This window comes from Variovorax sp. 160MFSha2.1, from assembly GCF_048305075.1.
Classification (GTDB): domain Bacteria; phylum Pseudomonadota; class Gammaproteobacteria; order Burkholderiales; family Burkholderiaceae_C; genus Variovorax; species Variovorax guangxiensis.
In genome coordinates this window covers 38,966-65,027 of the sequence record NZ_CP157624.1, presented here as the reverse complement: position 1 = coordinate 65,027, position 26,062 = coordinate 38,966, and the positions used below count along the sequence as shown (strand labels likewise).

Annotated in this window: 19 protein-coding genes and 1 pseudogene; 10 read left to right on the top strand and 10 right to left on the bottom strand. The window is 71.0% G+C overall.

Annotation, left to right across the window (positions count from 1 at the left end):
* From ABL838_RS00180 to ABL838_RS00160, 5 genes are all read left to right on the top strand, one after another.
* Nucleotides 1-1,269: a biosynthetic peptidoglycan transglycosylase gene (locus tag ABL838_RS00180; protein ID WP_418118585.1), complete on the top strand. Its 1,269-nt coding sequence runs from the start codon at nucleotides 1-3 to the stop codon at nucleotides 1,267-1,269.
* Nucleotides 1,266-2,039 (top strand): GNAT family N-acetyltransferase, encoded by a 774-nt coding sequence (locus ABL838_RS00175; protein WP_418123548.1) that lies wholly within the window; start codon nucleotides 1,266-1,268, stop codon nucleotides 2,037-2,039. Before ABL838_RS00180 ends, ABL838_RS00175 begins: the two co-directional genes overlap by 4 nt.
* A gap of 75 nt (nucleotides 2,040-2,114) precedes the next feature.
* Nucleotides 2,115-3,011 carry a pirin family protein gene (locus ABL838_RS00170; RefSeq protein WP_184639096.1) on the top strand — a complete coding sequence of 299 codons (897 nt, stop codon included), beginning with the start codon at nucleotides 2,115-2,117 and terminating at the stop codon, nucleotides 3,009-3,011.
* Nucleotides 3,012-3,091: 80 nt separating this feature from the next.
* Entirely contained in the window at nucleotides 3,092-4,165 is a 1,074-nt protein-coding gene (locus ABL838_RS00165; RefSeq protein WP_418123547.1) for a flavodoxin family protein, read from the top strand.
* A gap of 166 nt (nucleotides 4,166-4,331) precedes the next feature.
* A complete protein-coding gene (locus ABL838_RS00160) occupies nucleotides 4,332-4,901 on the top strand; it encodes a Spy/CpxP family protein refolding chaperone (protein WP_369660211.1) in 570 nt (189 codons plus the stop codon).
* 107 nt (nucleotides 4,902-5,008) lie between these two features.
* On the opposite strand, the gene ABL838_RS00155 is transcribed toward ABL838_RS00160, so the two are convergent.
* Complete coding sequence (locus tag ABL838_RS00155) at nucleotides 5,009-5,440, bottom strand: serine/threonine protein kinase (protein ID WP_418123546.1); 432 nt, start codon at nucleotides 5,438-5,440, stop codon at nucleotides 5,009-5,011.
* Between the two features lie 220 nt (nucleotides 5,441-5,660).
* On the opposite strand from ABL838_RS00155, the gene ABL838_RS00150 reads away from it, so the two are divergent.
* The 3 genes from ABL838_RS00150 to ABL838_RS00140 are packed head-to-tail and all read left to right on the top strand — an operon-like array spanning nucleotide 5,661 to nucleotide 8,803.
* Complete coding sequence (locus ABL838_RS00150; RefSeq protein ID WP_375792094.1) at nucleotides 5,661-6,500, top strand: endonuclease/exonuclease/phosphatase family protein; 840 nt, start codon at nucleotides 5,661-5,663, stop codon at nucleotides 6,498-6,500.
* 10 nt (nucleotides 6,501-6,510) lie between these two features.
* Nucleotides 6,511-7,794: a cardiolipin synthase ClsB gene (gene clsB / locus ABL838_RS00145; protein ID WP_369660212.1), complete on the top strand. Its 1,284-nt coding sequence runs from the start codon at nucleotides 6,511-6,513 to the stop codon at nucleotides 7,792-7,794.
* Between the two features lie 40 nt (nucleotides 7,795-7,834).
* Nucleotides 7,835-8,803, top strand: a complete 969-nt coding sequence (locus ABL838_RS00140; RefSeq protein WP_184639103.1) for a lysylphosphatidylglycerol synthase domain-containing protein — start codon at nucleotides 7,835-7,837, stop codon at nucleotides 8,801-8,803.
* Here ABL838_RS00140 and ABL838_RS00135 read toward each other — a convergent pair whose 3' ends face one another.
* Nucleotides 8,804-9,382 carry an acyloxyacyl hydrolase gene (locus tag ABL838_RS00135; RefSeq protein ID WP_418123544.1) on the bottom strand — a complete coding sequence of 193 codons (579 nt, stop codon included), beginning with the start codon at nucleotides 9,380-9,382 and terminating at the stop codon, nucleotides 8,804-8,806. It abuts the gene before it with no gap.
* A gap of 252 nt (nucleotides 9,383-9,634) precedes the next feature.
* On the opposite strand from ABL838_RS00135, the gene ABL838_RS00130 reads away from it, so the two are divergent.
* Nucleotides 9,635-10,096 (top strand): polyhydroxyalkanoate granule-associated phasin, encoded by a 462-nt coding sequence (locus ABL838_RS00130; protein WP_418123542.1) that lies wholly within the window; start codon nucleotides 9,635-9,637, stop codon nucleotides 10,094-10,096.
* A gap of 3 nt (nucleotides 10,097-10,099) precedes the next feature.
* Here the strand turns inward: ABL838_RS00130 and ABL838_RS00125 are convergent, their stop codons facing one another.
* The 3 genes from ABL838_RS00125 to ABL838_RS00115 all read right to left on the bottom strand — a co-directional run bounded on the left by ABL838_RS00125 (nucleotide 10,100) and on the right by ABL838_RS00115 (nucleotide 12,619).
* Nucleotides 10,100-11,350, bottom strand: coding sequence for a metallophosphoesterase (locus tag ABL838_RS00125; RefSeq protein WP_126020798.1), 1,251 nt, complete (start codon nucleotides 11,348-11,350; stop codon nucleotides 10,100-10,102).
* A 132-nt stretch (nucleotides 11,351-11,482) separates the two neighbouring features.
* Nucleotides 11,483-11,977: a hypothetical protein gene (locus ABL838_RS00120; RefSeq protein WP_126020800.1), complete on the bottom strand. Its 495-nt coding sequence runs from the start codon at nucleotides 11,975-11,977 to the stop codon at nucleotides 11,483-11,485.
* Between the two features lie 120 nt (nucleotides 11,978-12,097).
* Nucleotides 12,098-12,619 carry a hypothetical protein gene (locus ABL838_RS00115; protein WP_418123541.1) on the bottom strand — a complete coding sequence of 174 codons (522 nt, stop codon included), beginning with the start codon at nucleotides 12,617-12,619 and terminating at the stop codon, nucleotides 12,098-12,100.
* Nucleotides 12,620-12,934: 315 nt separating this feature from the next.
* On the opposite strand from ABL838_RS00115, the gene ABL838_RS00110 reads away from it, so the two are divergent.
* Complete coding sequence (locus ABL838_RS00110) at nucleotides 12,935-13,234, top strand: hypothetical protein (protein WP_184639107.1); 300 nt, start codon at nucleotides 12,935-12,937, stop codon at nucleotides 13,232-13,234.
* Between the two features lie 3 nt (nucleotides 13,235-13,237).
* On the opposite strand, the gene ABL838_RS00105 is transcribed toward ABL838_RS00110, so the two are convergent.
* The 5 genes and pseudogenes from ABL838_RS00105 to ABL838_RS00085 form a co-directional block, all read right to left on the bottom strand.
* Entirely contained in the window at nucleotides 13,238-14,665 is a 1,428-nt protein-coding gene (locus ABL838_RS00105; protein ID WP_418123539.1) for an alpha/beta hydrolase family protein, read from the bottom strand.
* A 13-nt stretch (nucleotides 14,666-14,678) separates the two neighbouring features.
* Entirely contained in the window at nucleotides 14,679-15,854 is a 1,176-nt protein-coding gene (locus ABL838_RS00100; protein WP_418123538.1) for a hypothetical protein, read from the bottom strand.
* Nucleotides 15,851-16,765: a TauD/TfdA family dioxygenase gene (locus ABL838_RS00095; RefSeq protein WP_418123536.1), complete on the bottom strand. Its 915-nt coding sequence runs from the start codon at nucleotides 16,763-16,765 to the stop codon at nucleotides 15,851-15,853. The genes ABL838_RS00100 and ABL838_RS00095 overlap by 4 nt, the downstream gene beginning before the upstream one ends.
* 33 nt (nucleotides 16,766-16,798) lie before the next feature.
* Complete coding sequence (locus tag ABL838_RS00090) at nucleotides 16,799-17,770, bottom strand: TauD/TfdA family dioxygenase (protein WP_418123535.1); 972 nt, start codon at nucleotides 17,768-17,770, stop codon at nucleotides 16,799-16,801.
* Between the two features lie 104 nt (nucleotides 17,771-17,874).
* Nucleotides 17,875-25,905: pseudogene (locus ABL838_RS00085) on the bottom strand (amino acid adenylation domain-containing protein); the annotation flags it as partial.
* Nucleotides 25,906-26,062: the final 157 nt, after the last annotated feature.

The following is a 26,062-nucleotide window of genomic DNA, read 5'->3' as shown; positions in this document are numbered from 1 at the left end:
GTGAAGAAGACCCTGCGATTCGTGCTCTATGGCCTGCTGGCCCTGGTCATTACGGCCTGTGTAGCTATCTTTTTGATAGTCAAGCTGGCGCTCGCGCCGGCTGCCGGCGAATGGAGCACCACGGTGAAGGCGGGGCCGCTGAATTTCGAGATCGGCGTGCCGACGGCGGTGCGCGTGGCCACCTCGACATGGTTCGCGCCGTATCTCGACGGCCGCTCGTTCGGCACCCGATTCGGCACCGTGCGCTTCGCCTGGAAGCCGGCCGGCGAACTGCTGGAAATGCAGTGCGCGCCCTGCAGCGCCGAGGTGCCGGCGCTGGGCACCCAGCCGATCCGCGTCGATCGCCTGGTCGCCACGGTGAAGCGCGACGGCAACACGCTCAACGGCACCTTCGAGGCCACGCCGCAGAGCAACGACGCGAGCCAGCTCCAAGGCCACTGGGACGGCAGGCTCATGCCGAAGAACATCCACCTCAACGCCAGCGTGCAGGACGCGCCCATCGCCCGCTGGTACGCGGTGCTGGTGCCCGCCCTGCCGGAGCTGCAGCGCGCGCGCATCGGCGGCACGCTGGCGCTGCGCGGCCAGCTCGTGCTGCCCGAAGCCACCTTCGCGGTGCAGCCGGCCATCAGCCAGTTCACCGTGGAAGGGCTGGGCACCGAGGCCATGCTGGGCGCGCGCACCAGCTGTGGCCCCTCGGCGAAGCTGGCCAACGACAGCTGGCTGGCGCGCGCCGTCATCGCTGCCGAAGACCAGCGCTTCTTCACCCACGGCGGCTACGACCTGACGGAAATCCTCGCCTCCATCGACAACAACCAGAAGCCCGGCCAGACACGGCGCGGCGGCAGCACGCTCACGCAACAGCTCGCCAAGCTGCTGGTGACGGGCAGCGACCGCACGGCCGAGCGCAAGCTGCGCGAACTGCTCTACGCGGTCGAGATGGAGCAGACGCTGGGCAAGGCCCGCATCCTGCAGCTGTACCTGGATAACGCGCCCTGGGGCGGCAATCTCTGCGGCGCCGAGGCTGCGGCCAGGCGCTACTTCAAGCGCAGCGCGCGCACGCTGGAGCCGGCACAGGCCGTGTGGCTCGCAGCCATGCTGCACAAGCCGCAGGCCGTGCTCGAGCAATGGCGCCGCGACGGCCAGATCGACGCCGACCGCGTCAAATGGATCGCCGAAGGCATCCGCGGAATCAGCCGCAACCAGCGCGAGGCCCTGCTCAAGAGCGTGGCCGCGGCGAAATTCATGGCGCCGGAGGCCGCAACGCAATGACGAACACAGCCGTGCTGGGCGCCACCGATATCGAAGCCATCGAACGCGCCACCATCACGGCGGTGTCGCCCGACCTGACCGAGGAAATCGACGGCTGGCTGCTGCCTTTCGCCAGCGGCACCGTCAAGCGCGCCAAGTCGGCCGTGCCGCTGCATCGCGGCGCGGTCGAGGCCGCCACGCTCGACCGCATCGAGGACCGCTACGACAGCCGCAAGGCCGCGCCCGCGCTGCGGCTTGCCGACGCATCCTGCTTCGACAGCCTGCGCGCCGAGCTGGAGCGCAGGCACTACATGGCCGACAGCCCCACCTGCGTGCAGATCGGCTCGGTGCAGCGCATGCGGCAGGTGGCCGCGCCGGGCGGCGCATTGGCCGACGTCGACCGCGCGCCCGACAACGCCTGGTCGGCCCTGTTCCTCGGCGAGGGCTTCGACCCCGTGGACGGCGCCCATCGCGTGCGCATGCTCTCGCGCGCCAAGGGCACGCTCTACGCCAGCGTGCGCGAGGGCGGCCGCACCGTGGCCGCCGGCGCGATGGCCTTCGGCCACGGCTGGGCCAGCGTGCACGGCATGCGCACCGACCAGGCGCAGCGCGGCCGGGGCCTCGCGGGGCGCGTGCTGGCCGGGCTGGCGCAGGCCGCGTCGGAACGGGGCTTCGAGCGCGTGTTCCTGCAGGTCGATGCGAACAACCAGGCGGCGCTGTCGCTGTACCGCCGCGCCGGCTTCGGGACGCAGTGGAAATACAGCTACTGGCAGCGCCAGCAATGGCCCTGAAGCTGCAGGCCGCACGAGCCGTCGGCTGACAGCGCGCGGGTGGCGCGGCGCGGGCGTTAGTGCCACCATGGACGCATGACGAACGCCAACCCCCACGCCAATCACCCCACCGATCCCGTCGCCACGCCGCGCGGCATCGACCACATCGTGGCCGGTGTTTCCACCAGCGATGGCGACGGCGTGAAGCTCACCCGCGTGCTGCAGCAGCCCCTGCAGAAGCGGCTCGACCCGTATCTCATGCTCGACGCCTTCGGCAGCGACAACCCGGGCGACTACATCGGCGGCTTTCCCAACCATCCGCACCGCGGCTTCGAGACCGTCACGTACATGATCGCCGGGCGCATGCGCCACCGCGACAGCGCGGGCCACGAAGGACTGCTGGAAAACGGCGGCGTGCAGTGGATGACCGCCGGCCGCGGCCTCGTGCACAGCGAACTGCCCGAGCAGGAAGAAGGGCTGATGGAAGGCTTCCAGCTCTGGCTGAACCTGCCCGCGAAAGACAAGATGCGCGAGCCCTGGTATCGCGACATCCAGAGCGCGGAGATTCCCGAATTCACCACCACCGGCGGCGCGCGCGTGCGCGTGATCGCGGGCGCGAGCCACGGCATCGAAGGCGCCGTGCGGCGCGAGCACACCGAGCCGCTCTACCTGGACATCGAGCTGCCGCCAAACGCCGAATTCGCGCAGCCGCTGCCGCAGGACCACAACGCCCTGGTCTACGTGTTCCGCGAATCGCTGTGGATCGCGGGCAGCGAGATCCCGACGCGGCGCATGGCCATCCTCGCCAACGACCCGGGCAGCGACGGCGTGGTGCTGCGCGCCGGCGCGACCAACCACAGCCCGGCGCGCGCGCTGCTCATAGCCGGCAGGCCGCTCAACGAACCCATCGCGCAGTACGGCCCCTTCGTGATGAACACGCCCGAGCAGATCCGGCAGGCGGTGCACGACTTCCAGAACGGGAAGCTGGGCTGAGGCTGCTGTAGTCGCCCGCCTACCGGAAGACGGCATCGGGCACGGGCTCCGGTTGCCGCGCGGGCAGCCTAGATTGCGACATGCCTCCCACGATCCGGAAAGGACAGGCGCCGAAGACGCTGCAGCGCGCCGAGTTCCATGAACGTTTCATGCAGCCCTTTCAAGACCCGGCCTTCCGCGCCGAGGCCGATTCGCTGCGGCGCATCGAACTCATCGCCTGGGAGGCCTACGAGGAAGGCCGCAAGTCGCCCGTCACCCGCAAGGCCGGGCCCGGCTATGCGGACCCCGAGTACGAACTTTCGGTCGACTGGCTCGAGGCCAAGGCGCGCATCGACGCCGCGCAGGCGGCCTGGAGCCAGCCGCAGACGGCGTCACGAGTGCTGCTGGTGATCGGCTCGCCGCGCAACGACGGTACCTGCCCCGGCGAGGTTTCCAAGACCTGGCGGCTGGCGCAGATCGCGCGCGAGGTGCTGGACGGCAGCGGCATCGAGACCGACCTGCTCGACCTGAGCCTGCTGACTTCCGAATACGGCCGGCAGATCCACCCGTGCAAGGGCTGCGTCTCCACCGCCATGCCCTTGTGCCACTGGCCCTGCAGCTGCTATCCGAACCACTCGCTGCGCCAGACCGGCGACTGGATGAACGAGATCTACGAGCGCTGGGTGTCCGCGCATGGCGTGATCCTGCTCACGCCCACGCACTGGTACCAGGCCGCGAGCCCGCTGAAGCTCATGATCGACCGCCTGGTGTGCGCGGACGGAGGCAACCCAGACCCCACCAGCACCCACGGCAAGAAGCCCGATGAGGCCAAGGCGCTGGAGCTGGAGGGCTGGGGCTATCCCAGGCACCTCGACGGCCGCGCCTACGGCGTGGTGGTGCACGGCGACGTGGCCGGCGTGGAGAGCGTGCGCCGCAATCTCTGCGACTGGCTCGACTGGATGGGCCTCATCGAGGCCGGCACGCAATCGTGGCTGGACCGCTACATCGGCTATTACGAGCCCTACGCCACCAGCCATGAGGCGCTCGACGCCGATGCCGACGTGCAGGAGGAAGTGCGCCAGGCGGCCCGCTCCATGGGCAAGGCGGTCGCCGAACTGCGCGCGGGCCGGCTGCAGCCTCCCGACCGCGGACTGAAGCGGCCCCGGCCCAAGTAGGAGGAAAAGAGTCGATAAATCACGCAGGAGGCGGCTTCCACGGGCCCTGTTCATCATTCTTTACGCAAGCTCACGCCGGGCTAACGGATGCGATACAGAGCTCTTCCACACTTCCTCTCACCTGCTGCCCATCGGCGGCGGGCTTCTTCGAAAGGAAGCACTTCTCATGATTTCTCTTCGCCAACGCATCGTCTGGGCCAGCCTGCTCGGTTCGGCCGCCCTCGCCTCCTCGGGCGCCTTCGCTCAAGCGCCGGCTGCCGTTCCCTCCGCAGCCGCGCCCACCGCCGCGGTGGCCCAGGCCGACAACGCCGCCGCGCCCAAGGCGCAGCACAAGCGCATGGATCCGGCCCAGCGCATGGAGCGCATGAAGGAACACCGCGCCAAGCGTCTCGCCGCCCTGAAGGAAAAGCTCAAGCTCACCTCGGCCCAGGAAGGCGCATGGAGCACCTTCACCAGCGCGACGCAGCCGCCCGCCGGTCCGCGTCCGCACATGGACCGCGCCGAGTTCGCCAAGCTGACCACGCCGGAGCGCCTGGAACGCATGCAGGCCCGCCAGGCCGAGCGCAGCGCGATGTTCGCCAAGCGCGCCGAGGCCACGAAGACCTTCTACGCCACGCTGTCTCCCGACCAGCAGAAGACCTTCGACGCCGAGACCGCCCACTTCGGCGGCCCGCGCGGTCACCGTGGCCATGACGGCGGCCATCGCGGCGCGCCGCCGGCTCCCGCCAAGAGCTGATCGATCGCTGCCCGGAGGCAGCAACAAAAAAGCCCGCAACGCGAAAAGCGCTGCGGGCTTTTTGCCTCATGGGCTCATGGGCTCATGGGCTCAATGGGCCCTTGTGCCTACTTCGGCGTACCCGTCTTGTCCGTGGGGTTCGTCACCACGTCGGGGCGCTCGCCCTTCTGGCCGAACTGCGGCTTCACCTTGCGCCCGGTCTGGCTCACTTCGGCGCGCGACATCTCGCCGGTGGGCGGCGGCATGGCGTTGGGCTGGCTGTTGACCGTGGTGGTCACCTCGCCCTTGGGCACCGGGTTGTTGGCGTTGTTGCGGTTGTGCGCGCGGGCCTCTGCCTTCACCGATTCACGCGACAGCGGCATCGAGTTGTCGGGCCGCTGCGGCGGATTGGCGACGCCGGCCGGCGTCATGGTGCTGGCTTCGCCGCCGACCGAGGGATCGGGCTGGGCGGGAATGGACGTGGTCTGCGCCATCGCGATGCCCGCCGCGCCCAGCAGCGCGGCGAGAACGGTGGCGTGGAAAGCTGTCTTGTGTCTCATGGGGTACTCCTTGTGGCTTGTTCCTTGAAAGGCGGGCTGCCTTTTTCCGAACCGTGAATTCACCGTAGAAGCCTCGAAATTCCGCCCGTGTGGGGGTGCGGCAGGCGTGCCTGTAGGAGCCGGCCGTCCGGGCACGAAGGCGGCGGCGGGATGGCGGCGGGAAGAAGTTGGCGCGTTCCTACAGTCAGCACGGGCGCGGCCACGTACAACGTGCATGACGATGTCCTCCACGCCCATCATTCCCGACGCCACCATGCCCGATGCCGCCGACGCGGCCGATGTCGCCAATGGCCAGCCGGCAGCGCAGGTCACGCCGACTTCGCTCAAGGTCATGACGGTGAACACCCACAAGGGCTTCACCGCGCTCAACCGCAGGTTCATCCTTCCCGAGTTGCGCGACGCCGTGCGCACCGTGGGCGCGGACGTGGTGTTCCTGCAGGAGGTGCTGGGCACGCACTCGCGCCATTCGCGCCGGGTGAGCAACTGGCCCGAGGCGCCGCACTACGAGTTCCTGGCCGACACCATGTGGCCGCAGTTCGCCTACGGCCGCAACGCGGTGTATCCGAAGGGGCACCACGGCAATGCGGTGCTTTCCAAATTCCCCATCGTGCATTTCCGCAATCACGACGTGTCGGTCAGCGGCCCCGAGAAGCGCGGCCTGCTGCACTGCGTGCTGCGGCTGCCGGGCCGCGTGGTCGACGTGCACGTGATCTGCACCCACCTCGGCCTGGCCGAGGCGCACCGGCAGCAGCAGCTGGAGTTGCTGTGCCACATCGTGCGCGACGAGGTGCCCGCCGAGGCGCCGCTGATCGTGGCGGGAGACTTCAACGACTGGCGCGGCCGTGCGCACGACATCCTCGAAAAGGGCGCCTCGCTGCGCGAGGTGTTCGTGCACGCCACCGGCCGGGCGGCCCGGACCTTTCCGGCGCGCTTCCCGGTGCTCTCGCTGGACCGCATCTACGTGCGCAACGCCGGCGCGCATGCGCCGGTGGTGCTGCCACGCAGGCCGTGGTCGCATCTTTCGGACCACGCGCCGCTGGTGGCGGACATCGACCTGTGAGCACGCCGCCATGAGCGACAACAACGTCAACGACAACCACTGGATCGCCGGCAACCGCATCGGCCTGCTGGAGAACGGCGAGGAGTTCTTCCCGCGCGTGTTCGAAGCCATCCGCCGGGCGCGGCGCGAGGCCATCGTCGAGACCTTCATCCTGTTCGAGGACAAGGTCGGCCTGCAGCTGCATGCCGCCATGCGCGAGGCGGCGCTGCGCGGCGTGAAGGTCGACCTGATGATCGACGGCTTCGGCTCGCCCGATCTCTCGCGCGAATTCATCGAGGGCCTGACCTCGGCCGGCGTGAAGGTGCGTGTGTTCGACCCGGGCCGCCGCTTCATGGGCCAGCGGCTCAACGTGTTCCGCCGCATGCACCGCAAGATCGTGGTGATCGACGGCGAGCGCGCATTCGTCGGCGGCATCAACTACTCGGCCGACCACCTGCTCGACTACGGCCCGATGGCCAAGCAGGACTACGCGGTGGAGCTCGAAGGCCCGATCGTGGGCGAGATCCACCAGTTCGTGCTGCGCGCGATCGCTCTCGGAGGCAAGGGCGCGGGCTGGTTCCGCCGCAGGCTGCGCCAGCTGCCCGATGCGAGGCATGCGCAGTCCGCCGGCACGGCCGACGCGATGTTCGTCACGCGCGACAACCGGCGCCACACCAACGACATCGAGCGGCAGTACCGCGCGGCGATCCGCGCCGCGCGCGAGCGCATCGTGATCGCCAACGCGTATTTCTTCCCGGGCTACCGGCTCATCAAGGAGCTGCGGCGCGCGGCGCGGCGCGGCGTGGACGTGCGGCTCATCCTGCAGGGCGAGCCCGACATGCCGATCGTGAAGACCGCGGCCAGCATGCTCTACCACCATCTGCTGCACGCGGGCGTGCGCATCTACGAGTACTGCGACCGCCCGCTGCACGGCAAGGTCGCGCTCATGGACGGCAGGTGGAGCACCGTGGGCTCCAGCAATCTCGATCCGCTGAGCCTCTCGCTCAACCTCGAGGCCAACGTGGTCGTGCGCGACGAGGCCTTCAACAACGTGCTGGCCGAGCGAATGGAGAGGTTGATGCAGCACAGCTGCAAGCAGGTGCAGGCGGCCGACCTCGCCAGCGAATGGAGCGGCTGGCGGCTGGTGCGCAGCTTCTTCGTGTTCCACATCCTGCGCTGGTACCCGGCCCTGCTGGGACGACTGCCGCGCCACGTGCCGCGCCTGACGCCGGCCGAAGCCACCGACCTCGCGAGCCGGCGCGACACCGGGCGCAGCAACCCGACGGGCGGCGCCACGCAGACGGAAGCGGCCTGAACGGCCCGGACCGCCCGAACCGCAACAGGAGCGCCTTCCGATGAGCACCCTGGCCCTTTCGCGCCACAGCTGGTGGCCCTGGGCCCGCCGCGCCGCGGTGTGGGGCTTCTTCGCGCTGATCGCGTGGCTGCTGGTGCGGCAGGCGCTCGTCATCGACTGGGAGGACGTGCTCGACGCGATCCGCGCGCTGCCCGCGGTTTCCCTGCTCGCGGGGGGCGCCCTGGCGGCCTGCAGCTTCGCCCTCTACAGCACCTACGACCTGCTGGGCCGGCACATCACGCGACACCGCTTGGGCACGGGCACGGTGATGGGCGTGACCTTCATCAGCTACGCCTTCAACCTCAACCTCGGCTCGCTGGTGGGCGGCGTGGCCTTCCGCTACCGGCTCTATTCGCGGCTGGGGCTTTCCAACGACACCATCACGCGCGTGCTCGGCTTCAGCATGCTGACCAACTGGCTGGGCTACCTCGTGGTGGCCGGCGCCGCCTTCTGCTTCTGGCCAATGACGCTGCCGCCCGAATGGAAGATCGGCAGCGAGGGCCTGCGCGTCCTCGGCGCGACGCTGCTGGTGGTTGCGCTGGCCTACCTGGTGATGTGCGCCCTGGCGCGCGGGCACGTGTGGCGCGTGCGCGGGTTCGGGCTCAAGGTGCCGGGGTTCGGCATGGCGCTGCTGCAGCTCGCGATGTCGTGCGCCAACTGGTCGCTGATCGGCGGCGTGATCTGGTTCCTGCTGCAGGGGCAGGTGGCCTATGCGCAGGTGCTCGCGGTGCTGCTCGTGGCGGCGGTGGCCGGCGTCCTCACGCACGTGCCGGCGGGACTCGGCGTGCTGGAGGCGGTGTTCGTCGCGCTGCTCTCGCACGAGGTACCGCAGGCGCAGCTGCTCGGCGCGCTGCTGGCGTACAGGGGGCTCTACTACCTGCTGCCTCTGGCGGTGGCCGCGCTGGGCTACCTGCTCACCGAGGCGCGGGCCCGGCGGCTGCGCGCGCCCGCGCTGCGTGGCGGGCGCTAGCTAGAAGTGATACGTGTAGCGCAGCCGCACGAAATTCTCGCCCGGGTTGGGCTTCTTGATGCCGCCGTTGGAGAAGTGCTGCAGCCGCAGCGTCAGTTCGTGCGCGCCGTGTTCTCCGAAGCTGCGCCCGATGCCGATCACCTCGGTGAACTGGAAGGCGGTGCTGAAGCTGCGGTCGGGCGTCCTGTAGACGTGGTCCATCACGCTGCCGCCGACGCCGCCTTCGGCAAACCAGGGCGAGCCGCCGTGGTCGAAGCGGTAGCGCCAGGTGTAGATCGCACCGATCTGCGCGTAGTCGTGCGGACCGTTGCCCAGCGCCGGTGCATGCCAGTTGCTCAGGAACAGGTCCCAGTAGGTGGTGAGCGCGCCCTCCTGCACCGGCTGCCGCGGCGACCACGGGATGGTCATGCCCACCGTGGCCGAATTGGTGGCGCCTCTCTCCCCGTGCGGCGCACGGCCGCCTTCGACGTAGAAGCCGCGCTCCTTGTCCTCGAAGGCGTGGGCGCAGGTACCTGCCAGACCGAGAAGACCCGCGACCAGAGCGGTTGCGACGGCAGGCAGGCAGGTGTGAAATCTCATGATGTGGCGGGCGAATGCACTGGATGGAATCGAGAGGCCATCTTCAATCTCCGCCGCTGTTCGCACCTGCCCGGCACGTAATTTCCACATCGGAAAGTAGGACTCGATCAACAAAAATGCAGAACTGTTGTTCTTGTGCACCAACCGCTTCCGCCGGCCCACGCCTATAGTGCCCTCGGCCTCTTTCACGGCCCGTCCAACATGTCGTCTTCTTCTTCTTCAAGTCCAGTTGTCCGCCTCCAGGGCCCGCTCATGCAGCAGTGGTTCGACCTGGCGCTCAAGACCCACGAGATGCTGCTGTCCTCCGGCCTCGTGATCGGCATGCGCACCGAGCGCATGGCCCGTGCGGGGCTCGCGCCCAGCGCGGACGACCTTGCCGAGTTCCAGCTCATGGGACAGGAAAAGCTCGATGCCGCGAGCGAGTCGGGCTTCGCGATGGCCCGGCAGTGGCACAGCAGCCACTTCTCTCTGGCCAACCGGGTGCTGCAGCAATGGCTGCGGAGCACGACGGCCTTCTTCTCGCTCGCGGGCAGCGTCACGCCCGCGCAGGCGGCCGCGCACGGCGACGCCTTCGTGCAATCGGCGGCGGACACGGTCGATGCGGCGGGCGAGCTGCCCGAGATCGCGGCGCGCATCGCGCGCCAGGGCCTCACGCCCATCCACGCCGCCGCCACGTCGAACGCGCGCCGGCTGTCGGGGCTCGAAGAATCCTGAACTTCAGGCCTTCGCCGGCACCAGCGTCAGCAGCGTGATCTCCGAAGGCGCGCCGAAGCGCTTGGGCGGGCCCCAGTAGCCGGTGCCCCGGCTCACGTAGACCCACATGTCGTGCAGGCGGTGCAGGCCGGCCGTGAAGGGCTGCTGCATCGGCACGAAAAGATTCCACGGAAAGAACTGGCCGCCGTGCGTGTGGCCCGACAGCTGCAGCTGGTAGCCGGCCGCAGCCGCCAGCGGCGCACTGCGCGGCTGGTGCGCCAGCAGCACGCGCGTGTGCACCAGCGGCGGCGCGTCGTGCAGCGCCAAGTGCGGGTCGCTGGCGTGCGCCGCGTCGAAATGTCCGGCGGTGAAGTCGGTCACGCCGGCCAGCACCAGCGCGCTTTCGAAGAGCTCTTCATCGGTCTGCGCGCCGCGCACGTTGCGCGTCTGCAGCACCACGTGCTCGTTGAGCAGCACCTTCAGGCCCAGCCGGCGCAGCTCGTCGATCCAGGCATGCGCGCCCGCGTAGTACTCGTGGTTGCCCGTGACCACGAAGGTGCCGTGCCTCGCGCGCAGCCCGGCCAGCGGCGCGATGTGCTCGCGCAGCTCGGGCACGCTGCCGTCGACCAGGTCGCCGGTGATCGCGATGGCGTCCGCGCCCAGGCGGTTCACCGCGTCGACGATGCGCTGGATGTAGCTGTTGCGGATCGTCGGCCCCACGTGGATGTCGCTGAGCTGCGCGATGCTGAAGCCCTCCAGCGCCTGCGGCAGGCCGCGGATCGGCACCTCCACCCGCTTCACGCCGGCCGTGCGGCGCGCGTTCAGGAAGCCGACGGCCGAGGTGGCCGTGGCCATCGCCAGCACCGCCAGCGCGCTCCACGGCAGCAGCGTGGCCCATTGCACCTGCACGCCGCCGACGGCGCCCGCGAGCCAGGCCAGCAGCAGGCCGGCGTCGCGCACCAGCGTCAGCACGAACATCGAGGAGAACCAGCCCATGCTGATCAGGCCGGTCCACTTGAGCACGCTGCCGTTTCCGGAGCGTTCGCGGGTGCCGCGGCGCGACACGAAAGGCAGGGGAATCGTCGCCGCCGACACCGCCAGCGCGACCAGCGCCAGCGGCCACGCGGGCGTGAGCACGGCGAGCGCGGGCAGCAGGCGCAGCGCGATATAGACGTGCAACAGCGCGGTCAGTGCGCTCAGGGGACGGATCGGCATCGGGGCAAAGGGGTCGGGCGCGGCCCGGGACAGGCCATCTGCAAGGCGCATGCCGCGCATTCAAGACACCGCGAGGCGCATCGGTCGCTATTTTTTCTATAGCGTACGGCGCCCGGATAGCAAGCCTTGTGGCATGGCCCAACCCCGGATTGTGCGCCAGCCGGATGCAGGCCGGCGCTCACTTGCGTGGCGCTACTGCACCGTGCGCGTGCCGGCCGAGGCCATGTCGGTGCCGGCCGGCCAGACGAAGGTCGCCTTGGCCGGCGCGCCCTGCGGCACGCGCAGCTCCTGCTTGAGCACCTGGCTGCCGATGCGCGCCTCGACCGTGTAGTTGCCCGGGTCCAGCCGCGCCACCATGAAGGGGCCGCCCGACACCACGTTGTCGAGCAGCGCGGTGCCGCTGCCGTCGCGCACTGTCACGTGCACGTTGGCCGCGAAGTCCGCGCCCTTGTGGTCCTTGATCGCGAATTCGAAGGTGGCGGGCCAGCGCGGCGACACCGTCTCCATCAGCTGGGCCTCGTCGCTGCCGATGCCGCCGCTCATGTATTCGACGCCGTGCGACATGTAGATAGGCGGGTTCACCGTGGCCTGGGCCGACGTCACGGCGCCGAGCAGGACGGCGCCGCAGAACATCGCGGCCGCCAGCGGCCGCATTGCGCGCAGCGAGGATGGAAAACGGGGGGTCATGGTCAGAGTCCTTTCTTTCCTTGGTCGTCGTGGCGATAAGCCACGCCGCCACTGTGCTGTGCGCGGCTTAGGAAAGTCTGACCTGTGGATGCCCGCGGCGGCGGGCGGGCGCTCGCTGGCTCAGCGCGCCGTGGCGGACGACTGCGCGAGCGTCTGCGTCTGCGGCGGCATCACCGAGGCCATGTCGAAGTTCGACGGCCACACGAAGGAAGCGCGCGCCGGCACGCCAGCGATCACCACCAGCGTCTGCGTCAGCGTCAGGCCGCCGAGCGTCACGTTCACGTCGTAGGCGCCCGGATTCAGGCGCGCGAGCATGTAGGGGCTTTGCGATTCCACGCTCATCACCGTCTGGCCGGTGTATTTCTGGTGGATTTCCACCGCGGCCTTGGCCGGGAAGCCGGGTTTCAGCGCGCCCTTGCCGTCGCTGATGCCCAGCTCGATGGTCGCGGCCCAGCGCGGCGAGACCATTTCCATGAACGCGGCCTCGTCCCTGGCGGCGCCGCCGCACATGTATTCGATGCCCTGCGCCACCTGGATGGGCGGGTTGGTGAACGCATGGGCCATGCTCACGGCCCCGAGGAATGCTGCTGTGCCGCCCAATACCAGCGCGGCCAGGGGCCGGCGGAGACGCTTAGGGTTCATTGCTGTGTGGTCCTCGAACTTGCGTGACGTGAAATCCGTCGGGGATTTTGCTTAGCAAGAGTCGGGCTAGATATAGCGTTTACGAGGAACGATCTGCGGATCGGAACTGAATGCTATTGTTTTCATAGCTGATGACGGCCGTGTGACGTGGCCCCGCGCTACTTCTGCTCACAAACCTCGCGGAAACCCTGATCCGCTCCATCGAGCGCATCCGGGAGTGCGTTCGGCAACAGTGCATGGCGAACGCCTACAGCGGTGCACGTTCGGGCGGGCTAAGAACGACGGCTGCAAACCGCAACGAAGGAGCTTTCAGCCATGTCTTGGGAATCGACGATCAACGAATTCAGGCGAGTGGACGCGCAGCGCGAGGACTACCCCGGCGAGCACCTGGTGGTGCTGGGCGTGGGCGTGCTGCTGCTGCTCGCCGCGGGCCGCAGCCGCTCGCTCGTGGCGCGCCTCGCGGCGGGCGCGGCGGGTGGCGCGCTGATCGGCCGCGCCGCCAGCGGCACCGGCGGCATCTCGAAGCTGACTCGGCAGCTGCAGCACACGCTCGAGAAGCAGTTCAACCTCGGCTGTCCCCGCAACGCCACGGGCCACGGCACCGACGTGAAGTGACATTCAGGGGCCGCCGGCACGCATGCCCACCGGTCCCCCGCTCACCCCGGCATGCCGCGCCGCCGCGGCGGCGACGCCATCGCCGGGCGCATCCATCGACAGCCCCGCCAGAAAAGCAGCCAGCACGTCGTTGGCGGCCGCCTGCGTCCGCGCGGGGCCGCGCGACCCGCCGATCAGCACTGCGGCAGCGAGGCGCGCCGGCGCCGAAAGATACAGCGGCACGTCGGTGAAGCCATAGTGGTTCGCCTCGGCGATCTGGTAGCGGTAGCCGCCTGCCCGCGCATGCCGCACCAGGGCGAGATTGCCGTCCAGGTAGTGCCGCGAATGCCGCGTCTCGCGGTGGTCGCTCTCCAGCAGGAGGAAGGGCACCGGCAGCGCGCCGGTGGCCGCGTGGCCGTACAGCGTGCCGTCGATGTTGGCGACGGCACGGATGCGCGCGTCCTCCATCGCCGCCTCCACCGCGCTGGCGCCACCGAAGGAATGGCCGATCGCCGCGATGCGCCGCGGATCGAGCCGCTGCGACAGGCGCGGGCCGAAGGCCCCGGGCTCACCGACGCGGCCGGCCACGAAGCGAAGGTCCGCCGCCCGCACAGCCTGCCTGGCGCCCATGTAGCGCAGGCGGTCGGGGTCGTCGGGCAGGAAGCGCACGACCGGCGTCGCGAGCCGGCCGTCGGCCAGCTCCACCACCGGCGCCTCGTAGGAATGGTCCAGCGCGAGCACCACGAAGCCGCGGCTGGCCAGGTCGGCAAGAAGGCCGGAATAGAAAGCGCGCGAGGCACCGTACCCCGGCGAGAACAGCACCACCGGCCAGCGCTCCCGCTGCGCCGCCACCGGCGCGTCGAGGCGCGCGTGGGTGTCGATGCGGTCGTAGCGCCGCATCACCAGTCCGGGTATCAGCGAGACGAAGTCCGGCAGCCTTTCGAGGCCGTCGATGTAGCGCGACGGCCCCGCGGCGCCCTCCCCGGCTGCCGCCGGATACCAGGCCTGCACCACCACGCTGCGCCGGTCGTCCGGGCCGGCGGTCGCGTCCTCGGCGCGCTCGCTGTCGACCCAGCGGAACACCTGGGTTCCGACCGCGTAAGGGCCGTGCGGCGCGGGCAGCTCCGGCACAGGCAGGAAGCTCCACGCCAGCAGCGCCGCCAGGGCCAGACCCGCCACGCCGCCACGGCCGAGCCAGGCGAGCGCGCGCGGCGGCAGTGGTGATGGTGCTGGCCGGCCGCGCCTCCAGCCCAGCGCCAGCAGTCCCGCCAGCAACGAATAGACGGGAAGGAACTGCCAGTAGAAGCCCTCGCGCCAGAGCTGGAAGGCACAGGCGGCCAGAAGCATCGCCGACACGCCGGAGACCACGCGCGCGCCCACCCGCCTCGTCGCCGCGGCGGCCAACGCAAGACCGACCGCGACCAGCACGATCGCGCCATCGAGCACCGACACGGCCTGGGCTCCCTCAGCCCGCGTACCTGGCCAGCATGCCCAGCTTCTCGGCCAGCGCGGCCTGGAAATGCTCGCGCTGCGAGGGCACCCACATCGGCGCGTCGAAGAAGGCGACGATGCGATGGCTCTCGATGCGGATCGTGCCCGCCAGCGGCTCGCGCACCGCGAAGCTGTCGCCCTGCACCTCGACCCGGAAGCCCAGCGCCTCGCCCTCCTTCAGCTGCGCCTTGAGCGCCTCGCGCAGCACCGCCGCCTGACCGGCATGCGCAACGACGATCTCCACCGGCCGCAAATCCGGCAGCGGCAGCAGCACCGGCGCGATGAGCTTCGACGGCCCGCCCGCGCCCGGAAAGCGCAGCTTCGCCGCCGCGTCGAGCACCAGCGCGCGCGCCGCCGCGACATCGTCGTCCGCCTCGTAGCCGCTTTGCGCGGTGACGAAGTTGTCGGTCAGTACCTCCACCGACTCCACCCGGCCGTCCGCCGCCACCGCGAGGCGCAGGCTCGTCACGCCCTGTACTTCCTTGAACGGTTTCAGCGGCTGCGCGAGCGAGCGATGGAATCCGGCGATCACCTCGCGCGCGGCCGCCTCGTCCAGCGGCCCCGCGGTCACCACCGGCGAGGCGGCGCGCAGGTGCCCCACCAGCGCGATGCGCCCTTCCAGCGGGTCCATGCTGCCCTGGATGATCGGCGTGCCGTGGACGATGCGGTCGTCGAACAGCAGCAGCTGGTTGAACCGCGCCGGCACCAGTTCGTACAGCACCTCGCCCTGCACGTGGTGCTTCCTGTAGCTGGGCACGCCGTCGCGCATCAGCAGCGTCTCGCCGCCGGCGAACTTGCGCGACTCCCACCGCGTGAGCGAGTAGACGAAGCCCAGCGTGCCGTTCTGGAAGTCGCTGTGCAGGCCCAGCGTGCAGCCATTGACCATCAGGTGCAGGTTGGGCTCGCCCGTCGGCACCAGGCCGGCGTGCTCCATGCACCACTGCCGCAGGTGCCGGTCGAAGCGCCGCCACAGCGGCTGCGCAAACACCTGCTGCGGCGCCGTGCGCAGGTAGGTGTACATGCGCGGGTCGCAGAAGTACTGCCACTCGATGGCCTGCCGGTAGGCGTTGCCCACCTTCTCGTCGTAGGCCGCGCGCATCGCCTCGGCCTCCGGGAAGAAGTCGGCGGCGACGTGCTGGCGGCGGATCACGCGGCCACCTCGCGCATGTCGCCCAGCGCCACGCGCACCTGGCGGTTGCCGCTGTAGGGCAGCCGCCCGTGTGCCATCAGCAGGTTGTTGACCAGCAGCACGTCGTGGGCCTCGGTGGGTATGCGGACCGAGCACTCCACCAGCACCCGGTCGATGGTGCGCACCCATTCGGCCGGAATGGGGCTGCCGTCGCCGAAGAACACGGTGCGCGGAAACTGGTCGCGGCGGAAGTGCCTGCCCAGCATCGCATCGACCTCGGCCGGCAGCGCGTCGGGGTGGTGCAGCAGGATCTGGTTGAACCACGCCTCGGTGTCGCGCTCGGGAATCCGCAGCACCGCATGGGTGCGGTACGACACGGTGAGGTCGTTCTCGGAGATCGCGTCGATCCCGTGCCCGCTGGCGCCGATCTTCTCGCGCAGCTCGCCCAGGCTTTCGACCTTGAAGAACTGCTGCCAGGAAGTGTCCAGCCCGCGGATGAAGCGGCGCCGGTACATCAGGCCCAGCTCGCGGAAGCGCTCGAGCATCTGCGCCGGCAGCCGCTCGATCACCTGGCGCCCGTCCGAGAGCGTCCACTCGCCGCCCTCGGAGGCCGGCTCCAGGCAGAAGAACAGCTGGCGCGAAGGCCAGCTGCGCGTGTGCGAGGCCTCGTTGTGGAAGCGGATCTCCAGGTGCTTCGGATACGGCGTGGCGAAATAGACGTTGTCGCCCGCGCTGGCCAGCGGCAGGTCGCCGTAGTGGCGGTAGAGCGCGTCGCAGGCCGAGCCCGCGCAGTCCTCGAAGCCGGCGAGGCCGCCGACGTCGAAGCCTCGGAACAGCACGTGGCCGTCGCTCCACAGGGCCTCGTCGATGCGCTCGCGGTGCCGACGGATCCAGGGCGCGAGCGGCTCGTGGGAAGGGGAAGTGATCTGCATGGGTTGTTTCACACCTTGGGTTCGTCGATCTCGTCAGGCCATGGCCACCAGGATGCGGCGCGGCCCCTCGAAGGGCAGCCGCCCGTGCGCGGCGAGGAGGTTGTCCACCACCAGCAGGTCGCCCTGGCGCCAGGCGAAGCTGCGGCGCTGCGCGCGCAGCACCTCGCGCACGCCGGCCAGCGTGTCGTTGTCGATGCGCCCGCCGTCGCCGTAGTACGCCGCCATCGGCAGCCCGGCCTCGATGCGCGCATCGACCCTGGCGCCCATCGGCGTGTTGGAGGCGTGGAACAGGTGCGCCTGGTTGAACCAGACGCGCTCGCCGCTCAGCGGATGCACGCGCGTGGCCGGCCGCCGCTCGTGGATGCGCAGGCCGCCGCCGGGCTGCCATTCGCAGCCGATGTCCATCTCGCGGCAATGCGCCTCGACCTGCCCGCGGTCGGCGGTCTCGAAGGCCTTGCTCCAGGCGTTGTAGGGCGCGTGCGCCGGCGCGAGGTTGCGCACGTACATCAGCCCGCGGCGCTCGAACTCCTCGACGATGGAAGCCGGCATCGCCTGCAGCACGCGCCGCGAGTCGGCCAGCGGCGTCTCGCCGCCCGCCTGCGGCGCGGTCGCGCAGAAGAAATACAGGCGCCCCGGCCAGCGCAGGCTGTACGACATCTCGTTGTGCAGCGGGATCTCCAGCTGCCTCGGGTACTCGGTCGAGGTGTAGACGCCCTCGTCCACCTTGCTGCGCGGCGAGGTGCCGCCCGCGTAGTCGCGCAGCTGCAGCGGCGCCATCGCCGCGACCGCGCGCCGGAAGTCCGCCGCCTCGCGCAGCGGAAAGCCGCGAAACAGCAGCGCGCCGGCGCGCAGCAGCACCGGCTCCAGCCGCGGCATCGCCTCGCGGAACCAGCCTTGCGCGTCGGCCGCGCTGCCGCCGGCCAGTTCCGCATCGGCGTGGATGCGATGCGGAAAACCGTCGCCGAAGTCCTCACCCTCGCCCTCGCCCGGGTCCGTTGCGGTCATCGCCACCCCGCTCATGGCCGCTGCCCCAGGTACCAATGGCGCCCGACGATGCCGATCACGCGATCGACGTGCGGCGGCCGAAGGATCGACAGGTGATCGCTGCCGGGCACATCGAAGCTGCGCAGCCGGGGCTCGTGGCGGCGCCAGGCATCGAGGCCGACGGCCTCCGTCCCGTCGCCTGAAACCGCGCGCAGCAGCAACGCCAGGCCGGTGAACTCGCCCTCGGGTCGGTAGCCGATCGCGCACTGGCGGCAGAACATCTCCAGCACCGGCGCGAAGTCCGCGCGCCGCGCGCTGGGCGGCAGCAGGCGGGCGCGCCGCATGGCCTCGAAGACCGATGCCGTCTGCTCGCCGGCCGGCAGCGCGGCCAGCGTGCCGGCGTCGAGCCCGTGCTCCTTTCCGCCCTGCAGCCGGATCAGCGCCAGGTACTCGCGCAGCGCGTGGGCGCGGTCGCCGAAGCCTTCGGCGCGCGGCGCATCGGTGTCGACCAGCACCACCGGCGCGACCGTCGCACCGGCTCCGGCGAGTTGCCGCGCCGCCTCCAGCGCCACCCAGCCGCCGAAGGAATGGCCGATCAGGTGATAGGGCCCCTGCGGTTGCAGCGCGCGTATCGCATCCACATGCCGCCGCGCCGCCTCCTGCAGCGTCGGCGGCTCGCCCTCGCGACCCAGCAGCGCGGGCGCCTCCAGGCCGATGAAGCTTGCGTCGCCCGGGCTGCGCGACGCGAAGTCGAGGAAGGTGGTCGCGTTGGCCCCTGCACCCGGCAGGCAGAACACCTTGCGTGCCTGTGCGCCGCTGCCGCTCCTGATGGTCACCACCGCGCCGGGCGCCGGCTGGCGGCTGGCCATGGCCGGCTTCGCCTGAGCGCCATCGAGCCGCGCGAGGAGCGAATCGATCGCCCCGCCGACGCGCGCCGCATGCCCGGCGTCCATCATGATGCTCCAGTGGTCGCCGCCGACGTGATGCACCTGCAGCCGGTTGCCCAGCACCGCGCTCCAGCCGTTGGCCGGATCGCCAGCGTCCCCGGGGAGTGCCGAGAACAGGTGCGCATCGACCTCCAGCGGCCGCGCGTGATAGCGGTGCGCCGCCGCGCGCAGATCGAACCACAGCCCCGCGCGCGCGTCGAACTCCGCCGGGCTCATGTCCTTCTTCAGCCACCCCTCGGCGCGCGCCAGCGCGATCGCGGCGGGCAGCCCGTCGGCGGCGAGGATGCGCTCGATCTCGCTCGCCTCCAGCTTGCGTCCGTAGTACTCGGCGAAGGCCACCAGCAGCAGCTTGCGGTCCTGCTCACCCAGCTCGGACACACCGCGCTCGCCCTCGCCACGGTGCCAGCTGTCGATGAGGCCGAGAAACTCGACCTGCCCGCCCGCCGCGATCAGCTGCCGTGCGACCTCGAAGGCCAGCACGCCGCCGGCCGACCAGCCCGCGAGCCGGTAGGGCCCCTGCGGCAACGCCTCGCGGATCAGGCGCGCGTAGCCGGCGGCCAGGTCCTCGTAGCGGCTTTCGCCATGCACCGCCGCGCGGTCGGCGCGAATGCCGTAGAGGCCGATCTCCGGATCGACATGCCGCGCCAGCCGCTCGTACGACAGCACCTCGCCGCTGGGTTCGTGCACGAACACCAGCGCGCGCCGTGTGCCGCCGCCCTTGCGGATGGTCACCCACTGCGCGTTCGCACCCGCGTTCCCGTCCGCCACGCCCTCGCGCGGCTGGCCGATCAGCGCCGCCAGCGCGCTGAGCTGCTGCGCCAGCAGCACGTCCTGCAGCGCCACCTCGTAGCCCTTGCGCTTCAGCCCCTCGATGACCTGGAACACCATCAGCGAATAGCCGCCCAGGTCGAAGAAGTTGTCGTGGCGGCCGATGCGCTCGATGCCGAGCAACTCCGACCACAGCGCGGCGATGGCGCGCTCCGCCTCGCCCTGCGGCGGCTCGTAGCGGCCCAGCGCCAGGCCCTGCGCGTCGGGCGCGGGCAGCGCCTTGCGGTCGAGTTTGCCGTTGGGCGTGAGCGGCAGCGCGTCGAGCGTCACGAAGGCCGAGGGCAGCATGTATTCGGGCAGCTGCGCGGCGAGGCCCGCGCGCAGCAGTGCCGGATCGGGCGCTTCCGCACCGGCCACCACATACGCGACAAGCCGCCTGTCGCCGGGAACGTCCTCGCGCGCGACCACCGCCGCATCGCGCACGCCCGGCAGCCGGGTCAGCCGCGCCTCGATCTCGCCGGGCTCGATGCGGAAGCCGCGCAGCTTGATCTGCTGGTCGTTGCGGCCCAGGTATTCGAGCGTGCCGTCATCGCGCCAGCGGCCGAGGTCGCCGGTGCGGTACATGCGCGCCGGCGCATCTTCGGCAACGAAGGGGTCGCGCAGGAATCGCTGGGCCGTGAGCTCGGGCCGGCCCAGGTAGCCGCGCGCGACACCGGCGCCGCCGATGTGGATCTCTCCGGCCACGCCCACCGGCACCGGCTGCCCCGCCGCGTCGAGCACGTAGATGCGCGCGCCCGGCATCACCTGCCCGATGTGCGGGCGGCGCCCGTCGATCACGCCGCAGCTCGCGTCCACGCTGCACTCGGTGGGCCCGTACATGTTGAAGAAAAGCCGCCCTTCGACCGCGGCCAGCGTGCCCCAGGTGGCCGCGTCGATCGCCTCGCCGCCGAGCAGCAGCTTTCGCAGACTCGGTGCGCGGCCTTGCAGGAGGCCCGCGCCCTGCAGCAGCCGCAGGTGCGAGGGCGTGCACTCCATCGCCTCGATGCGATGGGTTTCGAGAAAGCCGAGCAGCTCGTGCGCGCCGAGCCGGTCCGTTTCGGGCAGCAGGAACACGCTGCGGCCGAAAGCCAGCTGGCCCCATGCCTTCACCGCCATGTCGAAACCGAAGGAGGAGTTCCACGCCACGCGCCGGCAATCGGGCGCCGTGCCGTGCGCGCAGGCCTCCATCGCCCGCAGGAAGAAGGCCACGTTGCGGTGCTCCACCATCACGCCCTTGGGCTCGCCGGTCGAGCCGGAGGTGTAGATCACATAGGCCAGGTGCGAGGGCGTGAGGCCGACTGCGGCCGGGTCCGGGTTGGCGGACGGCGCCGAGGCCCACTTGGGCAGTTCGGCATCGAGCAGCACGCGCGCGCATCGTTGCGGCGCCTGCAGCCGTGCGTCGAGGCGCCGCTGCGTCAGCAGCACGGCCGCGCCGCTGTCTTCCAGCATCTGCGCGAGGCGCTCGTCCGGATGCACCGGGTCGAGCGGCACGTACGCGCCGCCGGCCTTGAGCGTGGCCAGCATCGCCACCACCAGTTCGGGGCTGCGTTCGGCGCAGATCGCCACGCGGTCGTCGGGCTTCACGCCGAGCGCGCGCAGATGGTGGGCGAGCCGGTTGGCGCGCGCGTTGAGCTCGCCATAACCCAGGCTTTCGCCCGCGTATTCGATCGCCTGCGCGTCGGGCTGGCGCGCCGCCTGCTGCTCGATGAGCGCATGCACCAGCACCGGTTCGGCCGCCGCGGCATGGCTTTCGTTGAAGCCTTCCACGATCGCCGCGCGCTCGTCGGCATCCAGCAGGTCGATGCGGTCGACCGGCTGGCCGTCGTCGGCGACCATGGCGCGCAGCACCGCCTCCAGGCAGCGCCAGTGGCGCCACACCGTGGCCTCGTCGAACAGCGCGCTGGCGTAGTTGAGCTGGCCGGCGATGCCTTCGCCGTTCTCGCGCAGCTCCAGCGACAGCTCGAACTGCGCGCTGTCGGCGCCGCCGCCCAGGCTCTGCGCCTGCAGGCCGGGCAGGTCGAGCGCGGCCCCGGGCGTGTTGTGCCACGACAGCATCACCTGGAACACCGGGTGATGGGCCAGCGAGCGCGGCGGGTTCAGCGCCTCCACCAGCCGCTCGAAGGGCACGTCCTGCAGGCTCTGCGCCTGCACCGCCGTCTGCCGCGCCTGCCCCAGCAGCGCGCCCACGCTCGGGCCGCCCGAGATGTCGATCTTCAGCGCCTGCGTGTTGACGAAGAAGCCGATCAGCGGTTCCACCTCCACCCGGTTGCGCCCGGCGTGCGAACTGCCGATCACCACCTGCTCCTGCCCGGCGAGCCTGCCCAGCACCACAGCCCATGCCGCGAGCAGCGTCATGTAGAGCGTGGTGCCGTGGCGCTGGCCCAGCGCGCGCAGGCCCTGGCCGAGCGCCGCGTCGAGCTCGACCGCGATGTTGGCGCCGCGGTAGTCCTGCACCGGCGGGCGCGGCCGGTCGGTCGGCAGGTCGAGCAACGCCGGCGCGCCGCGCAGCTGCCGCACCCATTGCTGCAGCTGCTGTTGCAGCAGCGGCCCCTGCAACCACTGGCGCTGCCACATGCCGAAATCGGCGTACTGGATGGCCAGCGGCGGCAGCGGATCGGGGCGGCCTTCACGGAAGGCGCCGTACAGGGCCGAGAACTCCTTCGCCAGCACCCCGCCAGACCAGCCGTCGGACACTATGTGGTGCATGGTCACCAGCAGCGCATGGTCGTCGGGGCCGAGCGCGAGCAGCCGGCCGCGGATCAGCGGGCCCAGCGCCAGGTCGAAGGGCCGCAGCGCCTCCTCTCGCACGATGCGTTCCAGCGCCTCGTCGTCGATGCCGCGCCGGTCTTCATGCAGAAGCGCGAAGCCGCGCGGCGCGTCGATGACCTGCCGCGCCTCGCCCGCCATGCCCACGAAGCGGGTGCGCAGCACCTCGTGGCGCTCGACGATGCGGTCGAAGGCGGCCTGCAGCGCCGCCCTGTCCAGCGGGCCGCGCAGCCGCACCGCGTCGGGCACGTGATAGGCCTTGCTGGCCTCGGGATCGACCCGCGCGATGAACCACAGCCGCTGCTGCGCGAAGGACATCGGCAGCGGCGCCGAGCGGTCGGCGCGCGCGATCGCGCCCAGCGTGTTCTGGCTTGCCTCGGCCACCTCCCGCGCCAGGTCGGCGAGCCGCGGGTGGGTGAAGAGCACCGGCAGCGGCAGCTCCACCCCGAGCCGCTCGCGCAGCTGCGAGACCAGCCGCACGGCGAGCAGCGAATGGCCGCCGAGCTCGAAGAAGTCGTCGTCACGCCCCACGCGCTCCATGCCGAGCAGCTCGCACCAGATGCGCGCCAGGGTGTCCTCGATCTCGCCCGTCGTCGCCTCGTAGCTGCGGTGGGCGAAGGCCAGGCTCTCCGGCGCCGGCAGCGCCTTGCGGTCGAGCTTGCCGTTGGGAGTGAGCGGCAGGGCGGCGAGTGGCACGAAGGCGCCGGGCAGCATGTGCTCGGGCAGGCGCGCGGCAAGTTGCCGGCGCAGTTCGGCGGGGTCGATGGGATCGAGGGGGTCTTCGGTCGGCGCGCCGTCCGCGACGACGATGTAGGCGACCAGGCGTTTCTCGCCGGGCACATCCTCGCGCGCGACCACGGCCGCCTCGCGCACGCCGGGCAGCTCGCCCAGGCGCGCCTCGATCTCGCCCGGCTCGACGCGGTGGCCGCGGATCTTGAGCTGGAAGTCGTTGCGCCCGAGGTATTCGATCGTGCCGTCCTCGCGCCAGCGGCCCAGGTCGCCGCTGCGGTACATGCGCGCGCCTTCGGCGTCCGGGAACGGATCGCGCAGGAAGCGCTCGGCGCCAGGCGCGGGCTGGTTCAGGTAGCCGCGCGCCACCTGCGCGCCGGCGATGTGGATTTCGCCTGCCACGCCGCGCGGCACCGGCCGGCCCAGCGCGTCGAGCAGGTACAGCCGGCAGTTGTCGACCGGCGTGCCGATGGGCGGCAGGTCGTCCCAGTCCCGGGCCGGGCCCGCCAGCGTGTGGGTCGTGACCACGTGGCTCTCGGTCGGGCCGTAGTGGTTGTGCAGCCGCGCCGCGCCGCCGCCGTCGAACAGCCGCCGTATCGCCGGCGTGATGCGCAGCTGCTCGCCCGCGACGATCAGGTCGCGCAGCGCCGGCGGCAGCGCTTCCCCCTGCTGCGACCACAGCTCGCCCAGCGCATGGAGCGCGATGCAGGGCAAAAAGAGCCGCTCGATCCCCTGCCCGGCCAGCCAGCCGGCCAGCGCGGGCAGGTCGCGGCGCAGCTCCTCGGGCACCGGCACCAGCGTGCCGCCCGTGGCCAGCGTCGAGAAGATTTCCTGGAACGCGACGTCGAAGCCCGGCGCCGCGAACTGCAGGGTGCGCGCCGCGTCCGGCAGCTGCTCGCGCTGCCAGGCCAGCAGGTTGGCCAGCGCACGGTGCGGCATCGCCACGCCCTTGGGCACGCCGGTGGAGCCGGAGGTGTAGATCACATACGCCAGGTGGTCGCCGCGCAGGCCCATCGCATGCGCGTCGGGACGCGGCGCGGCGGCCTGCGCCCATGGCGCCCCGGCGATGTCGTCGAGCAGCACGCGTTCGCAGGCCGGCGCAGCGGCGAGGCGGTGCAACAGCCGCTGCTGCGTGAGCAGCACGCGCGGCGCGCAGTCGGCGAGCATGTGCGCCAGGCGCCCGTCGGGCAGCGTGGGGTCCAGCGGCACGTAGGCGCCGCCGGCCTTGAGCGTGGCCACGATGGCGATCGCCGCCGCCGCCGCGCCGCCGTCCAGGCAGATCGCCACGCGCTGGTCGGGCACCACGCCCAGCGTGCGCAGATGCCGGGCCAGCTGGTTCGCCCGCGCTTCGAGCTCGCCATAGGTCAGCCGCCCGGCGGCGGATTCCAGCGCCGGTGTGGACGGATCGCCGTCGGCCCGGCGCTCGAACAGCGCGTGCACCAGTTCGCCTTCGGCAGCGTGGTCGCGGCGTGTGCCGTTGAAGCCGCGCAGCACCTGTTCGAGCTCGGCCGGCGGCAGGGTCTCGATGCGGTGCATCGGCGTGTCGGGTGCCCGGTCGAGCGCGCGCACCAGGTTGCCGAGGGTTTCGCGCATCCAGCCGGCGATGCGCGCGGCGTCCACGCGCTCGACGATCTCGGCGGTGATGGAAAAGCCCTCGCCATGGTCGTCCACGTGCAGCACGAAGGGGTAGTTGGTGCGGTCGCGGCTTTCCAGGTGATGGATGCCGGCGATGCCCTGCTCGCCTTGCGCCGCTTGTTCGCGGCTGTGGCGGTAGTTCAGCAGCGCCGAGAACAGCGGCGTGTTCGCGGGCAGGCCGCTGCAGCGCTGCGCGAGCGTCAGCGATGCGTGCTCGTGGCGCAGCAGTTCGGCAAGAGCCGCGGCAGTTTCGTCCAGCGCCTCGCCCGCGCCGCGCCCCTCCAGCCGCACGCGCAGCGGCAGCGTGTTGATGAACATGCCCATGGCGCGGTCGGCACCCGCGCCGCCCTGCAGGCGGCCCAGCAGCACGGTGCCGAACACCACGTCGCCGCCGCCGTTGCCGCTGCATCGCGCGAGCAGCTGCGCCCAGGCCAGGTGGAACACGCTGGCTGCGCTGGTGCCGCGCGCCCGCGCCACGCGGCGCAGGTCCGCGCACAGCGCGGGTTCCAGCCGAAGCCTCGCCTGCACCGCGTCGCTGCCGTTGCCCTGCACGTCGAGCAGGTCGAAGGGCGCGGTCGGCTGCTCCACGTCGCCCAGCATCGCGCGGAAGAACTGCTCGTGCTCCGCCTCGCGTGCGCCCAGCCGCGCCTGCGCGACGAAGTTTCGGAAAGGCACGGGCGGCGGCAGTTCCGCGCGGCGGCCCTGCATCACCAGGCCGACTTCCTGCGCCAGCAGCTCCAGCGTGACGTGGTCCATCGCGAGGTGGTGATGCAGCATCTGCAGCAGCCAGCGTCCGCGAGGTGCGTCGAACGCCGCGAAGCCGCGCATCATCGGCGCGCGCCGCACGTCGAGGCGGCAGCGCGCCGGGTCGGCATGGGCCTGCAGCCGCGCCTGCACATCGCTCTCGCTGCCGCCGTCACCGGCTTCCAGCATTTCGATTTCCAGCCGGGCACGCCGCCACACCACCTGCACCGGCTCGGGCAAGCCATCCCATTGCACCGCGGTGCGCAGCACGTCGTGGCGCGCGATGGTTTCGTCCATCGCGGCGACGAAGCCGTCCAGCAGCTCGCGGCTGTCGAAGGCCATCAGCAGCCGGGTCAGGTAGGCGTCGCCCTGCTGCTGCAGCAGGTGATGGAACAGGATGCCCTCCTGCAGCGGCGCGAGCGGATAGATGTCCTGCACGTTGCCCGCGCCGCCCGGCGTGGCGGCCACGATGCGGTCGATCTGCGCCTGCTCCAGCCGCACCAGCGGCAGCATGAGGGGCGTGATGCGGGGCGTGATGCGGGGTGTGGTGCGGGGCTCGTGCGGCTGCTGTTCCCGCGCAACGGCGTCGCCCTTCGCGGCAGCCCAGCTCAGCAGCGCCTGCTTGTGCAGTTTCAGCGAGGCCATCACGCCCGGCGTCAGCACGCCGCGCGGCGCCTTGAGCACC

Bases quoted from the DNA above. Each gene is read 5' to 3' on its own strand.
- ABL838_RS00175 (WP_418123548.1), top strand. From the start codon at position 1,266: ATGACGAACACAGCCGTGCTGGGCGCCACCGATATCGAAGCCATCGAA.
- ABL838_RS00170 (WP_184639096.1), top strand. From the start codon at position 2,115: ATGACGAACGCCAACCCCCACGCCAATCACCCCACCGATCCCGTCGCC.
- ABL838_RS00165 (WP_418123547.1), top strand. From the start codon at position 3,092: ATGCCTCCCACGATCCGGAAAGGACAGGCGCCGAAGACGCTGCAGCGC.
- ABL838_RS00160 (WP_369660211.1), top strand. From the start codon at position 4,332: ATGATTTCTCTTCGCCAACGCATCGTCTGGGCCAGCCTGCTCGGTTCG.
- ABL838_RS00155 (WP_418123546.1), bottom strand. From the start codon at position 5,440: ATGAGACACAAGACAGCTTTCCACGCCACCGTTCTCGCCGCGCTGCTG.
- ABL838_RS00150 (WP_375792094.1), top strand. From the start codon at position 5,661: ATGTCCTCCACGCCCATCATTCCCGACGCCACCATGCCCGATGCCGCC.
- clsB (WP_369660212.1), top strand. From the start codon at position 6,511: ATGAGCGACAACAACGTCAACGACAACCACTGGATCGCCGGCAACCGC.
- ABL838_RS00140 (WP_184639103.1), top strand. From the start codon at position 7,835: ATGAGCACCCTGGCCCTTTCGCGCCACAGCTGGTGGCCCTGGGCCCGC.
- ABL838_RS00135 (WP_418123544.1), bottom strand. From the start codon at position 9,382: ATGAGATTTCACACCTGCCTGCCTGCCGTCGCAACCGCTCTGGTCGCG.
- ABL838_RS00130 (WP_418123542.1), top strand. From the start codon at position 9,635: ATGCAGCAGTGGTTCGACCTGGCGCTCAAGACCCACGAGATGCTGCTG.
- ABL838_RS00125 (WP_126020798.1), bottom strand. From the start codon at position 11,350: ATGCGCGGCATGCGCCTTGCAGATGGCCTGTCCCGGGCCGCGCCCGAC.
- ABL838_RS00120 (WP_126020800.1), bottom strand. From the start codon at position 11,977: ATGACCCCCCGTTTTCCATCCTCGCTGCGCGCAATGCGGCCGCTGGCG.
- ABL838_RS00115 (WP_418123541.1), bottom strand. From the start codon at position 12,619: ATGAACCCTAAGCGTCTCCGCCGGCCCCTGGCCGCGCTGGTATTGGGC.
- ABL838_RS00110 (WP_184639107.1), top strand. From the start codon at position 12,935: ATGTCTTGGGAATCGACGATCAACGAATTCAGGCGAGTGGACGCGCAG.
- ABL838_RS00095 (WP_418123536.1), bottom strand. From the start codon at position 16,765: ATGCAGATCACTTCCCCTTCCCACGAGCCGCTCGCGCCCTGGATCCGT.
- ABL838_RS00090 (WP_418123535.1), bottom strand. From the start codon at position 17,770: ATGACCGCAACGGACCCGGGCGAGGGCGAGGGTGAGGACTTCGGCGAC.